We start from the raw sequence: 14,961 nt of genomic DNA on the forward strand, positions 1-14,961 counted from the left end.
GGACCTGAACATGGCTGACGATGCAGATGTGATCGTGATTGGCGCGGGGCTTGCCGGCCTCGTGGCAGCAACCGAGATCGCCGACGCAGGCAAGCGCGTCATCGTGCTCGACCAGGAAGGGGAACAAAGCATCGGCGGCCAGGCCTTCTGGTCGTTTGGCGGCCTGTTCCTGGTCGATTCGCCGGAGCAGCGCCGGCTCGGCATCAAGGATTCGGTCGAGCTCGCGCTGCAGGACTGGATGGGCACCGCGGGTTTCGATCGCGAGGAGGATTACTGGCCGCGCAAATGGGCCGAGGCCTATGTCGCATTCGCAGCCGGCGAGAAACGCGACTGGCTGCGCGCGATGGGCCATCGCATCTTCCCTGTGGTCGGCTGGGCCGAGCGCGGCGGTTACGACGCGATGGGCCATGGCAATTCGGTGCCGCGCTTCCACGTCACCTGGGGCACCGGCCCCGGCATCGTCGAGCCGTTCGAGCGCCGCGCGCGCGAGGCCGCGAAAAGCGGACGGCTGGTGTTCAAGTTCCGCCACCGCGTCGATGCGCTCAGTGTCACCAACGGTGTGGTCGACGGCGTCAGCGGCGCGATCCTGGAACCGACCTCAGTCCAGCGCGGCAAGAGTTCCTCGCGCAACGCCGTCGGCGATTTTTCCTTCCGTGCGCCTGCGGTAATCGTCGCGTCCGGCGGCATCGGCGGCAATCATGACCTGGTGCGGCAGAACTGGCCGAAGCGGCTCGGCGAGCCGCCCAGATTCATGATCTCCGGCGTGCCCGAACATGTCGACGGCCGCATGATCGGCATCACCGAGGCGGCGGGCGGCCGGCTGATCAACCGCGACCGCATGTGGCACTATGTCGAGGGCATCCGGAACTGGAACCCGATCTGGCCGCGTCACGGCATCCGGATCCTACCGGGTCCGTCGTCGCTGTGGTTCGACGCGACGGGCAAGCGGCTGCCGGCACCGCTGTTCCCGGGCTCCGACACGCTCGGGCAACTGCACTACATTATGGGCACCGGCTACGATTATTCGTGGTTCATCCTGACCCAGAGCATCATCAAGAAGGAGTTCGCGCTGTCGGGCTCGGAGCAGAACCCGGACCTTACCGGCAAGAGCTGGCGCATGACGATCAAGCGCGCCACCAACAAGGGCGCGCCGGGGCCGGTGGAGGCGTTCAAGCAGCACGGCGCCGACTTCATCGTGCGCGACAATCTCGCCGATCTGGTCGGCGCCATGAACAAGCTCGCCGGCAACGACCTGTTGCAGCTCGACGCCATCAAAAACCAGATCGAGGCGCGCGATCGCGAGATCACCAACCCCTACGTCAAAGATGCGCAGGTGATGAACCTGCACAATGCGCGGCGCTATATCGGCGACAAATTGATCCGCACCGCCAAGCCGCACCGCATCCTCGATCCCGAGCACGGCCCGCTGATCGCGGTGAAGCTCAACATCCTCACCCGCAAGACGCTCGGCGGGTTCGAGACCGATCTCGATTCGCGCGTGTTCAGCAACGATCACCAGATCATCCGCGGCCTCTACGCGGCTGGCGAAGCCGCCGGCTTCGGCGGCGGCGGCGTGCACGGCTATCGCTCGCTGGAAGGCACGTTCCTCGGCGGCTGCCTGTTCTCGGGCCGCAACGCGGGACGTGCGGCGGCGAAGGCGGCGAACTGAGGCGTGCTACTCCGAGATCCAGTCGTTGGCCCGCCGGCGTGAACCGGCGGGCTTTTCAGCGGAAGTTCCCCGAGCCGTGTTGCGATCAGGCCGTCTTGGTGAAAAGCGTCAGGATGCCGTTGGTGAGATTGACCGCGACAACTTGTGCCGAGCTGAGGCCCTTCGCCTTCAGCGCGGATACCGCTTCTTCAGACGCGTCGATGGAACCGCGAAGGTTCCGCAGGTCGTCTTCGCTTGCCTTTGCCACGACAGCCTCGACCTTCGACCGGGCGTCGGGCTTGAGTTCCTTGATGTCCACGACCTGTATGCTCCGGATGGCATTGGGCTGGTCAGATTGAGCCTGCGGCATCGCCTTCGGTTGCGTTCCCTGCACCTGCGCCCAGGCAGGTGTTCCAAGCGAGAGCGCCGCAACGATGACGGATGCCGTAGAGATACGGATGCGCATGAGCATTCCTTGTGTTGATTGCCCCCAACATCCCGCGAGAACGCGCTCTCCTCGCTTAAGGTTCCGGCCGGAAATCCGTTCGTCCCAGGGGCGCTGCCAAAATATCGAAAACAACCCCATGCAAAGTAGCCGGCGGTAGCCAGCGTTCGACCAGACAACTTGACACGTCCGGCAACTCAGGGGTATTATTCTAATATTCCGAAATTGCGCATTCCTGCTCTAGTCCGCCTCCGCGCTGAGGAAGCGGACGCCGAACGTATCGGCGTTGGCTTCGCCCCAATCGTAGAGTGCCTGCAGCATCGGCTTCAGCATCTCGCCGCGCTTGGTCAGGCAATAGCGCGAGGAGCCGCCGCCGCGCTCCTGCCTGACGAAGCCTGAATTGCAGAGATCGCGCAGGCGCTCGGTCAACACCTTGTCGCTGAGCTGCGGGATGTCGTGGCGCAATTCGCCATAGCGCATCGGCCGGACCTTGAGCCGGCTCAGGATCACCGTCTTCCATTTGCCGCTGAGCTGATCGATCGAGAACTCGACCGGGCAACCATATTTGCGCTTGGTCTTGCGGATCATTGCAACTCTCCCGCGGCACTTTCCATCTGGTTCGTTGAGAGCCGCCATCGATCCATCTAAGCACGCATTGCACGGGTTGGGCGAGTTCAGGGATCATTGCAAGGCATGACAGACGACAATTCCGCCCAAGGTCCAAGCGACAAGCAACAGCCGCGCAAACGCATCGTCGTCAGACGCAACGGGCCCTACGAACCGGAGCCCGGCATTCCGATCGTCGATCATCTCGGCGTGCCGATCGCAGCCGAGGCCCCAATGCGGCTGTGCCGCTGCGGACAATCGCAGACCAGGCCGTTCTGCGACGACAGCCACGTCGCGCGCGGCTTCACCGACGCCAGGGATCCGCGGCGCGCGCCGGACAGGCTCGAGGTCTATGCCGGGCAGCAGGCGTTCGTGTTCGACAATCGCGGCACCTGCGCGCATTCCGGCTTCTGCACCGACCGTCTCACCTCCGTGTTTCGTCTCGGCGAGCAGCCTTTCATCGCACCCAGCGGGGCGCGGTTTGACGACCTCCTCAACGCGGTGCGCAGATGCCCCTCGGGCGCGCTTGGCATCGGTATCGGCCCCAAGCGTGACGCCAGCCTGTCCGACGTCAGCAGGCCGCCGCAGATCGAAGTGTCGAAGGACGGGCCCTATCGCGTCACCGGCGATGTCGAACTGGTCGATGAGGATGGCGCGCCGATCACACAGAACGCGGGCGCGTCGCAAGAGCATGCCAGCCTGTGCCGCTGCGGCGCGTCGCTGAACAAGCCGTTTTGCAGCGGCATGCATTGGAACGTCGCGTTTCGCGATCCCGTTCCCGATCCCGATCCGATGCGCGAGCCGACTCTGTTCGAATGGGCCGGCGGCTATCCGGCGCTGCTCGACATGACGCGCATCTTCTACAGTCGTTACGTGCCGGAAGATCCGCTGCTCGGGCCGCTGTTCGCCGAGATGTCGCCGGACCATCCGGAGCGGGTGGCGGCGTGGCTCAGCGAGGTGTTCGGCGGTCCGTGCTTCTACACCGAGCGCTATGGCGGCTATCGCCGGATGGTGTCGCAGCACATAGGCAAGGAGATCCGGCCGGAGCAGCGCGCATTGTGGGCGACCTACATGGTGCAGAGCGCCGACGATGCCGGCTTGCCGAGCGATCCGGAATTCCGCGCCGCCTTCGTCGCCTATATCGAATGGGGCTCGCGCATCGCGGTGGAGAATTCCGGCGCCGGCGCGACACCGCCGCCGAACATGCCGGTGCCGCGATGGTGGTGGGTCTGCAACGCAACGCCCGCTGCGCGGCCGTCCGCAACGGCGAGCGATGCGCAGGCCGCGAACGAGATCAGCGTGGCACTCCCCGGTCCCGACGAGGCCGTGCAGTTCGAGCAGCACATCCGGCCGTTGTTCCGGCCGATGGACCGCAGTTCGATGCTGTTCGCCTTCGATCTCTGGAACGAGGCGGATGTCGCCAGGCACTGCCAACAAATCCTGGCACGGCTCAAGGCCGGGACCATGCCCTGCGATGGCGCCTGGCCGGCCGAGCGAGTGGCACTGTTCGCGCGCTGGGCGAATGGGCAGAATCCGCCGACCTGATTGCGCCGAGCCGATCTCGGAGCAATTTCGAGCGATTTCGGTGAACGGCGCTGCAAATTGTGCAGTGGCGGCGCTCGCTCTGGCAGGTTAGACAGTGCCCGCCATTCAGTGGAGACCCAAATGAGCATTCAGCGTTTCGAAACCGGCCCGCGCATGAGCCAGGCCGTCGTGCACGGCAACACCGTCTATCTCGCCGGCGTCGTCGCCGGCAAGGCCGCGGGCGGCAGCGTCACCGACCAGACCAAGGACATCCTGGCGATCATCGACGGCCACCTCGCCAAGGCCGGCACCGACAAGTCGAAGCTGCTCAGCGCGACGATCTACATCACCGACATGAAGACGTTCCCGGAAATGAACGCGGTGTGGGACGGCTGGGTCTCGCAGGGCAACACCCCGGCCCGCGCCACCGTCGAGGCCAAGCTGGCGGCGCCGCAGTACAATGTCGAGATCATGGTCGTCGCGGCGAAATAGACGCGACGCACGTCATCCAAAGGATACCGGATGCCCCGGATCGCAAAGCGCAATTCGGGGCATTTTCATCTAGCACTCACGCGCTGATCCGCGCTCGCTCGCCCGCAGCCTCACCGAGATCGGACTGAAGCCAGCGGGCAATCCGGCGCCATGAACCGGCGAGAGCCTTGCAGCCCATGAACAGTCCGAGGTGACCACACGGCTCAGTATGGCATTGCAGCCACGCGGGCGGCGTGGCCAAGAGCCGCGCTGTCGCAAATGCCTGGTCGGGCGGAACAACGATGTCGTTCTCTGCGGCGAGCAGGAAGACGGGCTGCTTCACGGCAGCGAGATCGACCTTGCAGCCAAGCGCAACGAAGTCTCCAGCCGCGATCCGGTTCTGGCGAAAGATCCAGTCGGTCACTTCGAGGTAGTAGGTGCCCGGCAGATCGAGCGTCTCGTCATTCCAGCGCGTGAAGCGATCGAGCAACGCCCGCGCATCCTCCGAATTGCGGTCGAGCCGCCTCTGCAGCGCCGCTTCCGCGTCACGCATGGTGAACGGGATGCTCCAGGCCTGCAGCATGTGCTTGCCGCTGATGATCCCATCCCCCTGACGGACCAGCGCCTCGAAGCCTTGCGATGGAAGCGAGGCGACCATCCGGGAAAGCTCCGACGGTACCGAGACGTCGACCGGGCTGCCGGCAAGCACAAGCCGCCGTACCTTGCCGGGAAAGCGCGCCGCATAGAGCAACGACAGCCAGCCGCCCTGACAGAGACCTGCAAGGTCGACCGGCGGCCCGATCGTGTCGACGGCCACGTTGAGATCGGACAGAAAGGTGTCGATCGAGAAATATCGCATCTCCGGTGCCGCCGAGCGCCAATCCGTGAGATAGAGACGCGCAACGCCGGCCTTCTGCAACGCCTCCATCAGGCTGTGGCCGGGGGCAAGATCCGCAATCTGCGCGCGATGCAGCGCATAGGGCGCGCAGACCAGCAGCGGCCGGCCTTCGGCCGCTCTCGAGAAATCCAGCAGGCACATCGACGGCAGCTGAAGCGCGACCGAATGGGCTGTCGTCCAGGGCAGCGCCGCCGCTTCGCCCGGCGAATCCGTGGGCTCGGGCGGACGGTTAGGGTACCACTGCGAGTAGATGTCCAGCGCCAATCGCGCGGCTTCAAACGGCCATAGCCAGGCGTCCTGCGCCCAGCTGGTGCTCGCACTTCGATCCGATCGATCCGTCTTTTCGGGCAAGCTCATTCACCGATTGATCGCTACCGGGATGGTCTGGCCAACGCGGGTCACCTTCACGCCCACAAATTCAGGTCGGATCAGTTTACGCCAAACCGGCTGGCGCGGCAGCCACGCCGGGATGTCACGATCTCGCGACCCCGGCGCCGCTTGCTGCCAAGCAGCAAAAGTCCGTCGTTTCAGCGGACCAAAGCGCGATGAGATTGGGTTGAATCATCATCGCGCTTTAGCTCCTTGTTTGAGCATGATCTTTTCGGAAAACCGCTCCACCCTTTTCCGGATCATGCTCTAGGCGGCGCGTGCCGTGCCCTTCTCCGCCTCGAGCTTGCGCGCGAACAGCCAGCGGAAATAGGTCAGCGGGGCATCGGCGCCGATCGCGAGCAGCTGATAGTCCGGATCGGCGTCGAACACGCGCTGCTGCGCCTCGATGATATCCTTGTCCTCGTTGAACCCTTCCTCGAGGCTGTGCCGCAGCGACAGCGCGATGTTCGGATTGTCGATGTCGAAATCGTGCAGATAATTCCAGAAGAAGTGTGTGGTCGAGCGCGTCTCCGGCGTCATGAACTGCGCGTTGCGATACGACCGCGTGCCCGGAACCTGGACGCCCTTCTCGACGCCCTGCCCCGCCGGCGCAAACGTGGTGTCGAGCGTGAAGATGCCGGGCACGATCATGCGGCCGATATTGCGGCGGTCGATCTTGTCGGTTTTGTTCGGGATCACCTTCTTGTGGTAGGGCGGCGGCTCGGCGCCCATGTGCCAGCGCTCGACACGGAAACCGTCGTCCAGCTTCTCGATCGCGACCGGCTTGGTCTTGTAGGCGTATTCCTCGGAGCCGCCGAGCGTGTTGGTGTGCACGAAGGCGAGATGCGCGAAGTCGCTGAGGTTGTCGACAATCAGGAGCCAGTTGGCCTTGTAGTGCATGTAACCCGGCAGGCCGCGCCATCTGGGATCCTCGAGCGGCGGATAGTCGAGGATCAGTTTCGGATCGGCCTTCTCGGGATCGCCGGTCCAGATGAAGATCAAATTGTAGCGCTCGACCACGGGATAGCTGCGCACGCCGAGCTTCGCGGGGATCGTGTCCTGGCCGGGAATCTGGATGCATTTGCCGTCGGCAGCGAACTTCATGCCGTGGTACATGCACCTGATGTCGTCGCCCTCGATGCGTCCCATCGAAAGCGGCGCGGCGCGATGACAGCAGCGGTCGTCCAGCGCGACGACTTTGCCGCTCGACCCGCGATAGAGCACGATCGGCCGTTCCAGGATGGTGCGCGCGACCATCTTGCCGTCGATCAGTTCGTGATTCCACGCCGCCACGTACCAGGTGTTGCGCAGGAAAATTCCGTCGTCAGCCATCTCTCCCTCCCGATGCAAGATTTGGTTGCGACGAGGTTAGGTGATTGCGGTCACCGGGATAATCCGATTTGGCTGGACACACTGTACCGGTGGATGGACAATCGGCCATGGAGTGGCGCGACTGGGAGCTGTTTTGCGAGGTTGTTGAGCATGGCGGCTTCACCGCGGCTGCGCGCGTGCTCGGCCATCCCAAATCGAGCCTCAGTGCTGCGGTGCAGCGTCTCGAAGCCAATCTCGGGCTGCGGCTGATCGAGCGCACCACCCGGCACCTGCGGCTGACCGATTCCGGCGAGACCATCTATCGCAAGGTGCGCCCGCTGTTCGCGGCGCTGCACGACACCCACAGCGAGGCGCTGGCGATGTCCAGCGCGGTTGCGGGCACGCTGCGCATCAAGGCGCCTTATGAATTCGGCGCGCATCATGCGGGACCGGTTGCCTGCGCGGTGATGGGTCGCTATCCGGAGCTTTCGATCCGGATCGACGTCGAGCACGACATCGTTAGTCCGATCGCCGAGAACTACGACATCGTGTTTGCGATGCTGGAGACGCCGCTGCCGTCGGCCGGGATCGTGATCCGCCGCGTCTTCACGCTCGAGCGCGGCCTGTTCGCGGCTCCGGCACTGCTGGAGAAATTCGGCGAGCCGCGCACGCTGGATGATCTGAGAAAGCTGCCGCTGCTGACCGGCCCCAGCGATCCGCCATGGGCGATCACCGCTCCCGGCGGCGCGGTCGAGCATCTCGCGGTCGATCGCGCACGCCTGACCAGTTCGAATGCCCATGTCCGGCTCCAGGCCGCGCTCGCCGGCCATGGCGTGCTGCGGGTCACCGCCAGCTATACCCGCGCCGCCGTCGCGGCCGGCCAGTTGCGGCGGCTGCTGCCCGATCATGTTTGCGAGCCGCTCAACGTGCATGCGCTGTTGCCGGCGCGGCAATTTGTCCCGGCGAAGGTGCGCTGCTTCCTCGATGCGATGGAGGCGCATGCGCGCGGGGATCCGGAGGCCTATATCAGGCCGTAGCAGTCTTTTTTGGCCGATTACCATTTTCCCGGGAACCTGCACGGCCGGTCGGCATCCAATGATATTATTCCGCCAACAGTGAGGGCGATCCCGCCATGCGCCAGGCCCATGTAACGTCCCTGCCGCCGACCAGCTCGGGCGATGCCGAGCTCGTGCAACGCGCGCTCGCCCGCGACGAGGCCGCAATCCGCGCCATCATGCAGGCGAATAATCGCCGGCTGTTCCGGCTGGCGCGCGGCATCCTGCGCAACGACCACGAGGCCGAGGACGTGGTTCAGGACGCTTATGTGCGCGCCTTTACCCATCTCGACCAGTTCCGCGGCGACTCCAGCCTGTCGACCTGGCTGTCGCGGATCGCGATGAACGAGGCGCTCGGCCGCCTGCGCCGCAGGCACAGCAGCGTCGAATGGTCCGATCTGCCGAAAGGTGCTCCTGAAGCCCAGATCATCCAGTTCCCCCTGTCGTCAACGGACGATCCGGAAAAATCCATGGCCCAGCGTGAGATCCAGCGCGTCGTCGAGCACGCGATCGACGAGCTGCCCGAGGCGTTCCGCCTCGTCTTCATCACCCGCGTGATCGAGGGCATGAATGTCGAGGAGACCGCTGAGATCCTCGGCCTCAAGCCGGAAACCGTGAAGACCCGCCTGCACCGCGCCCGCACCATGCTGCGCGACAATGTCGAGCGGAAGATCGGCCCCGTCGTCATGGAGGCCTTTCCCTTCGCGGGCAAGCGCTGCGAGCGATTGACCGAGGCGGTTCTGAAACGGCTGCGCGCCACGGCCTGAATTTTTCGGGAACCTCTGCTCGTCCGCACCATCCAACTCCTGTGCAAGCAACGACGCGCCGCGCGCTACGCCCGGCTCAACAGGAGTGTCAAACCATGTTCGTTCGATTGGGTATCGCGGTCGCCGCGCTCAGCCTCCTCAACTGCGCTGCGCTGGCGCAGGGCGCAAAGCCGACCGATCCGCAGATCGCGCACATCGCCTATACGGCCGGCGTGATCGACATCAATGCCGCCAAGCAGGCGGAAGAGAAGGCCTCCAACAAGGAGGTCAAGGCGTTCGCCAAGGACATGGCGCGCGACCACGAGGCGGTGAACAAGCAGGCGCTCGACCTCGTCAAGAAATTGAAGGTGACGCCGGAGGACAACGACACCAGCAAGGCGCTGTCGAAGCAGGCGGCCGACAAACTCGCCGAACTCGGCAAGCTGAAGGGCGCCGCCTATGACAAGGCCTATATCGACAACGAGGTCGCCTACCACAAGGCCGTCAACACCGCGCTGGAGACGCAGCTGATCCCCTCGGCCAGCAATCCCGAGCTGAAGGGCCTGCTGCAGACCGGCCTGAAGATCTTCCAGGGCCACCAGCAGCATGCCGAACACGTCGCGGCCGGCCTGAAGTAAGGAGGCGCGCGATGTTGCCAGGACGCTGTCTCGCAACGCTGGCTTTGCTCGCGCTCGGCGCGATGGCTGTCCCGGCGCATGCGGCGACCATCCAGATCGTGATGGAGAATCTGGTGATCTCCCCGGCCGAGGTGTCGGCCAAGGTCGGCGACACCATCGAATGGGTCAACAAGGACGTGCTGGCGCACACCGCCACCGCGAAGAACGGCGACTTCGACGTGACGATCGCGCCGAAGAAGACGGTCAAGTCGGTCCTGACCAAGGCCGGCACGGTCGACTATTACTGCCGCTACCATCCCAACATGAAGGCGGTGCTGACGATCGCACCATAGCCCGCGCGATGACCTCAGAGGTAATCGATCGGCGCACGCGAACCTTCGATAGTCCGGACCGCCGTACAGTCCGGCACTATCGAAGGAGAGCACCATGACCGACCATGCCACCATCGCCCGCCGCTATATCGATCTCTGGAACGAGCGGACGCCGAGCCGGCGCCGCGAGATGCTGAGCGAGAACTGGACCGCCGATGCGCGCTATATCGATCCGCTGATGAGCGGCGACGGCCATGAGGGCGTCGACGCACTGATCGCGGGCGTGCAGCAGAAGTTTCCGGACTTCCGCTTCAAGCTGATCGGGGAGCCGAACGGCTTCGGCGACCATGTCCGGTTCTCCTGGGGCCTTGGCCCTGACGGCGTCGACAGCCCGATCAAGGGCACCGACTTCGCCATGCTGAAGGACGGCCGGATCAGGAGCATCACCGGCTTCCTCGACCAGGTGCCGGGCGCCTGAGGCGCCGCTTCCACGCCGGCGATGTCGCTGCCAGAGCGTTTTCGAGCGAAGTGGATCCCGGTTCGCGCCAGGAAAACGCGTCAAAACAAAGAATCCAGAGCCCCGTTCCGATTCCTTCGGAACGGAAAAGGCTCTAGTCTTCCCGAAACACAGGGAGGACGCCATGAAGGCAGATTACGCCTTCGAGACTTCTGTCGTCAGCGACATCACGCCGGCGCTGCTGGCGATCGGCCGCGACAGCTTTCCGCAAGCCCTGATCGGCGCGCTGCGCCGCGTCGCCGGTGTCGGTCATTGCATGGTATTCTCGTTCACCGGCCCGCGGACCGCCGCGTGCCTGCTCGATGTCGGCAACATCCCGACCGGGCGCGACCTCGGGATCGCCTATTCCGAACATTTCCATCAGGCCGACCCGAACCGCGATGCGGTGTTCGAGGGGCGGACGCAGGCTGCGCCGATCGTGCTGCCGAACTTTGCCCGCCGGATGTACAGCGACGGCTACCGCAAGATCTTCTTCGACGACTCCGACATTGTCGACAAGTTCGCCTCCGCGATCTGGACCGGCGACACCTGCTTCTATGTCAACTTCTACCAGATCACCGCGCAAGGCCGCTTCAGCCGCGAGCAGATCGCGCGCCTGGCCGCGGTCGCTCCGGCGTTGACGGCGGCCGTGGCGCGGCATTTCCAGCGCGACCCGGCACCGGATGTTGATCCGATCGAGCGGTTGAAGATCCTGTTTGCGACCGCCGAGCCGCTGGCAAGGCTGACCGGGCGTGAGCAGGAGGTCTGCCTGCGCATCCTCTCCGGCCTCAGCTCGGAAGCGATCGCCGCCGAGCTCGGCATCGGGCTGCACTCCGCCCTCACCTATCGCAAGCGCGCTTATGACAAGCTCGGCATCTCCTCGCAGAACGAGCTGTTCGCGATCGCGCTGCGCCTGATGGCGTCGGCGCGTCAGTTGAACTGAGCGCGCTCCAGGCGATGGTCTCCCGCTGTCCCCAGCGGTGGGGACAGACGGGCCGCGCCGCCCGGCCTATGCTCGGTCCGAAAACCCGAGGCCAAACCGAGATCACGTCGTGAGCACCGCGCCCCATTTCAATATCGACGTCCCCGCCTTCTGGCAGGATCCCTACCCGGCGCTGGCGCGCATGCGCAAGGAGGCGCCGATCGCCTTCGTGCCGCAACTCGGCAGCACGCTGCTGTGCAGCCGCGACGACATCTTCATCTCGGAGAAGCAGATCGACGTGTTCTCATCGCACCAGCCCGAGGGGCTGATGAACAAGCTGATGGGCCACAACATGATGCGCAAGGACGGCGATGCGCACATGAACGAGCGCAAGGCGATCTTTCCGGCGATCTCGCCCAAAACGGTCAGATCGCACTGGACGGCGCAGTTCGAAGCCCACGCGACGCGCATTCTCGACGAACTGAAGCCGGACGGCGTGGTCGATTTCGTGCAGGCATTCGCGCTGCCGTTCTCGGCCGAATGCCTGAAGTCGATCACCGGCCTCACCAATATGCGCTTCCAGGACATGAACGCGTGGTCGCAGGGTATGATCGACGGCATCGCCAATTATGTCGGCGATCCCGCGATCGAGACGCGGTGCCATGCGGCGACCTCCGGGATCGATGCCGCGATCGACGACATGGCCCCCAGGCTGCGCAAGACGCCCGACCTCAGCCTGCTCGGCGTGATGCTGCAGACCGACATGCCGATGGAGAGCGTGCGCGCCAATATCAAGCTTGCGATCTCGGGCGGCCAGAACGAGCCGCGCGATGCGATCGCCGGCACGGTATGGGCGCTGCTGACTCATCCCGACCAGCTTGCGCTGGCGACGAGCGGCACGATCCCGTGGCTGCAGGTGTTCGAGGAATATGCGCGCTGGATCTCGCCGATCGGGATGTCGCCGCGGCGGATCGCAAAGCCCTGGACGATCAGGGACGTCGCATTCGAGACCAATGAGCGCGTGTTCCTGATGTTCGGCTCGGCGAACCGCGACGAGAAGCACTTCGACAAGCCCGACGCGTTCGATGTGCGCCGCGACGCCAGCAAGAGCATCGCGTTCGGTGCCGGTCCACATTTCTGCGCCGGCGCCTGGGCCTCGCGCGCCATGGTCGCCGACGTCGCGCTGCCCGCGATCTTCAAGCGGCTGAAGAATCTGCGCCTGATCGAGCACCAGCCGGCGCGGATCGGCGGCTGGGCGTTCCGCGGCCTGCTGGATTTGCCGGTGACGTGGGACGCATAGCCCCCGTTACCGTCCCCAGCGCAGCACGACCGGATCGAGTGTCCGCGCGATCTCGATCAGCCCCGCGCGCGTCGCCGGATGCAGCGGTTGCAGCGGGTGGCGCACTGCATCGGACTTGATGACGCCGCCCTCGCGCATCAGCACCTTGCAGGCCTGCAGCCCGCATTGCCGGTTCTCGTAATTGATCAGCGGCAGCCAGCGCGCATAGGCCTGCACCGCCTCGTCGCGCCGGCCGGCGAAGAACGGATCCATGATCTGGCGGATGCCGTCGGGATAGCCGCCGCCGGTCATCGCGCCGGTGGCGCCGGCATCGAGATCGGCCATCAGCGTGATCGCCTCCTCGCCGTCCCACGGCCCCTCGATCTCGGCGCCGCCCTTCTCGATCAGGCCGCGCAGCTTGTTCGCCGCCATCGGCACCTCGATCTTGAAGTACCTGATATTGGCGAGCTCCTTCGCCATCCGCGCCAGGAAATCGACCGAGAGCGGCGTGCCCGCGACCGGCGCGTCCTGGATCATGATCGGGATGTTGATGGCATCCGACACGATCCGATAAAACTCATAGATGGCTGGCTCGCCGACGCGGAAGGTCGCGCCGTGATAGGGCGGCATGATCATCACCATCGCAGCACCGGCGGCTTCCGCCTCGCGGCTGCGCGCGGCGCAGACCGCCGAGGAGAAATGCGTGGTGGTGACGATGACGGGAATGCGGCCGGCGACATGCTCGAGCACCGTATGCATCACGGTCTCGCGCTCGGCGTCGGTCAGCACGAACTGCTCGGAGAAATTGGCGAGGATGCAGTTGCCGTGGGAGCCGGCGTCGATCATGAAGTCGACGCAGCGCCGCTGGCCATCGAGGTCGAGATTGCCGTTGGCGTCGAAGATGGTCGGCGCCACGGGGAAGACGCCGCGATAGGGGCGCTTTGCGACTGATGTCATCATAACGACCTCCCAGGTTGTTGTCGGATTTTCTTGTCAGCTCTGGCGGAACGGCAGCGGCGGGCCATCGAGCCGGCGCAGGCCCGGCTCGCGGCGCTCCAGCCACCAACCATACTGCTTCGGCCAGGACGCGAACACCTCGCCGCCTGCACCTCCGAGCGCGAGCTCGGCGTGCAGCGGCCAGTTCGGATCGAACAGCGCCTCGCGGCCGATCGCGACCAGATCGGCCTGGCCTTTGGCCAGGACGTCTTCGGCCTGCTGCGGATGCAGGATGAGGCCGACCGCGATGGTCGCAACGTCGGCGGCGCGGCGGATCTCATCGGCATAGGGCACCTGAAAGCCGTAGCCGCGCGGAATCCGCGCCGCGGTCGCCGAGCCGAGCAGGCCGCCCGACGAGCAATCGATCAAATCGACACCGCGCGCCCTGGCTTCGCGGGCGAACGCGACCTGGTCCTCGAGCGTCAGGCCGCCGTCGATACCGTCGACCGAGGAAATCCGCACCGACAGCGGCCGCTCCGCCGGCCAGGCCGCGCGCACGGTCTCGATGATCTCGAGCGGATAGCGCATCCGCCCGGCGCGATCGCCGCCATAGGCATCGGTGCGGCGGTTCGACAATGGCGAGAGGAATTCATGCAGCAGATAGCCATGCGCGCAATGCACCTCGACGAATTCGAAGCCGGCCTCCACCGCGCGCAAGGTGGCGCGCCGCCATTGCTCACGCAGCGCGGCGAGTTCGGCCGCGTCGAGCGCGTGCGGCATCAGCCAGCCGTCTTCCATCGGGATCGCGCTCGGCGCCACCGTCAGCCACGGCAGATCGCCGCGGCCGCGGTCGGCCTCATCGAGGGCGGCATTGCCGTACCAGGGACGCTGCATGCTGGCCTTGCGGCCGGCATGCGCGAGCTGGATCGAGGGCACTGCGCCATTGTCCTTGAGGAAGGCGGCGATCCGTTCGAGCGGCGCGATCTGCTCGTCATTCCAGATGCCGACGTCGCCATGGGTGATGCGACCCTCCGCTGTCACCGCCGCAGCCTCGACCATCACGAGCCCGGCGCCGCCCTGGGCAAATTTACCAAGATGGACAAGGTGCCAGTCATTGGCCAAGCCGTCGGTTGCCGAATACTGGCACATCGGCGAGATCAGGATGCGGTTTCGGGAGCTCACGCCGCGAAGCGTGATCGGCTGAAACAGAAGCGGCTGCGACATCGGGACCTGCGGGACGGTGTTGGCGGGAGAAATCGTGGCGGAAAGCTAGGCGGCGCGCCCCGGGATCGCAAGTCATGCCGCG

General features: G+C 65.1%; 16 protein-coding genes. 10 read left to right on the forward strand and 6 right to left on the reverse strand.

What is annotated here, in order from left to right; genetic code table 11:
- Positions 1 to 10: 10 nt before the first annotated feature.
- Positions 11 to 1,669, forward strand: coding sequence for an FAD-binding dehydrogenase (locus J2R76_RS24340; protein WP_253625091.1), 1,659 nt, complete (start codon positions 11 to 13; stop codon positions 1,667 to 1,669).
- A gap of 85 nt (positions 1,670 to 1,754) precedes the next feature.
- On the opposite strand, the gene J2R76_RS24345 is transcribed toward J2R76_RS24340, so the two are convergent.
- Both J2R76_RS24345 and J2R76_RS24350 read right to left on the reverse strand, forming a co-directional pair.
- The gene (locus J2R76_RS24345) at positions 1,755 to 2,114 is read right to left on the reverse strand and encodes a hypothetical protein (protein WP_057016166.1); all 360 of its coding nucleotides are present in this window, start codon (positions 2,112 to 2,114) and stop codon (positions 1,755 to 1,757) included.
- A 219-nt stretch (positions 2,115 to 2,333) separates the two neighbouring features.
- A complete protein-coding gene (locus J2R76_RS24350; protein WP_057016039.1) occupies positions 2,334 to 2,681 on the reverse strand; it encodes a helix-turn-helix domain-containing protein in 348 nt (115 codons plus the stop codon).
- A 105-nt stretch (positions 2,682 to 2,786) separates the two neighbouring features.
- Here J2R76_RS24350 and J2R76_RS24355 point away from each other — a divergent pair, with 105 nt between their 5' ends.
- Both J2R76_RS24355 and J2R76_RS24360 read left to right on the forward strand, forming a co-directional pair.
- Positions 2,787 to 4,244 (forward strand): CDGSH iron-sulfur domain-containing protein, encoded by a 1,458-nt coding sequence (locus J2R76_RS24355; protein ID WP_253625092.1) that lies wholly within the window; start codon positions 2,787 to 2,789, stop codon positions 4,242 to 4,244.
- A 120-nt stretch (positions 4,245 to 4,364) separates the two neighbouring features.
- Positions 4,365 to 4,715 (forward strand): RidA family protein, encoded by a 351-nt coding sequence (locus tag J2R76_RS24360; protein WP_076832423.1) that lies wholly within the window; start codon positions 4,365 to 4,367, stop codon positions 4,713 to 4,715.
- Between the two features lie 76 nt (positions 4,716 to 4,791).
- On the opposite strand, the gene J2R76_RS24365 is transcribed toward J2R76_RS24360, so the two are convergent.
- Positions 4,792 to 5,949, reverse strand: a complete 1,158-nt coding sequence (locus tag J2R76_RS24365; protein WP_083715161.1) for an alpha/beta fold hydrolase — start codon at positions 5,947 to 5,949, stop codon at positions 4,792 to 4,794.
- Between the two features lie 279 nt (positions 5,950 to 6,228).
- Entirely contained in the window at positions 6,229 to 7,293 is a 1,065-nt protein-coding gene (locus J2R76_RS24370) for an aromatic ring-hydroxylating dioxygenase subunit alpha (protein WP_076832425.1), read from the reverse strand.
- 68 nt (positions 7,294 to 7,361) lie between these two features.
- On the opposite strand from J2R76_RS24370, the gene J2R76_RS24375 reads away from it, so the two are divergent.
- The 7 genes from J2R76_RS24375 (at position 7,362) to J2R76_RS24405 (ending at position 12,740) form a co-directional block, all read left to right on the forward strand.
- Positions 7,362 to 8,309, forward strand: a complete 948-nt coding sequence (locus J2R76_RS24375; RefSeq protein ID WP_253625093.1) for a LysR family transcriptional regulator — start codon at positions 7,362 to 7,364, stop codon at positions 8,307 to 8,309.
- Positions 8,310 to 8,404: 95 nt separating this feature from the next.
- Positions 8,405 to 9,094 (forward strand): RNA polymerase sigma factor, encoded by a 690-nt coding sequence (locus tag J2R76_RS24380; protein ID WP_076832431.1) that lies wholly within the window; start codon positions 8,405 to 8,407, stop codon positions 9,092 to 9,094.
- A gap of 95 nt (positions 9,095 to 9,189) precedes the next feature.
- A complete protein-coding gene (locus J2R76_RS24385; protein ID WP_057016034.1) occupies positions 9,190 to 9,711 on the forward strand; it encodes a DUF4142 domain-containing protein in 522 nt (173 codons plus the stop codon).
- A gap of 11 nt (positions 9,712 to 9,722) precedes the next feature.
- Entirely contained in the window at positions 9,723 to 10,043 is a 321-nt protein-coding gene (locus J2R76_RS24390; RefSeq protein WP_199805199.1) for a cupredoxin domain-containing protein, read from the forward strand.
- Positions 10,044 to 10,137: 94 nt separating this feature from the next.
- Complete coding sequence (locus tag J2R76_RS24395; RefSeq protein ID WP_028339048.1) at positions 10,138 to 10,500, forward strand: nuclear transport factor 2 family protein; 363 nt, start codon at positions 10,138 to 10,140, stop codon at positions 10,498 to 10,500.
- Positions 10,501 to 10,663: 163 nt separating this feature from the next.
- A complete protein-coding gene (locus J2R76_RS24400; protein ID WP_253625094.1) occupies positions 10,664 to 11,461 on the forward strand; it encodes a helix-turn-helix transcriptional regulator in 798 nt (265 codons plus the stop codon).
- A 109-nt stretch (positions 11,462 to 11,570) separates the two neighbouring features.
- A complete protein-coding gene (locus J2R76_RS24405; RefSeq protein WP_253625095.1) occupies positions 11,571 to 12,740 on the forward strand; it encodes a cytochrome P450 in 1,170 nt (389 codons plus the stop codon).
- A 6-nt stretch (positions 12,741 to 12,746) separates the two neighbouring features.
- On the opposite strand, the gene J2R76_RS24410 is transcribed toward J2R76_RS24405, so the two are convergent.
- Positions 12,747 to 13,676: a dihydrodipicolinate synthase family protein gene (locus tag J2R76_RS24410; RefSeq protein ID WP_253626086.1), complete on the reverse strand. Its 930-nt coding sequence runs from the start codon at positions 13,674 to 13,676 to the stop codon at positions 12,747 to 12,749.
- Between the two features lie 36 nt (positions 13,677 to 13,712).
- Positions 13,713 to 14,879, reverse strand: a complete 1,167-nt coding sequence (locus J2R76_RS24415) for an NADH:flavin oxidoreductase/NADH oxidase (protein WP_253625096.1) — start codon at positions 14,877 to 14,879, stop codon at positions 13,713 to 13,715.
- Positions 14,880 to 14,961: the final 82 nt, after the last annotated feature.

This window comes from Bradyrhizobium sp. USDA 4532 (assembly GCF_024171315.1).
GTDB classification, from domain to species: Bacteria; Pseudomonadota; Alphaproteobacteria; order Rhizobiales; family Xanthobacteraceae; genus Bradyrhizobium; species Bradyrhizobium australafricanum.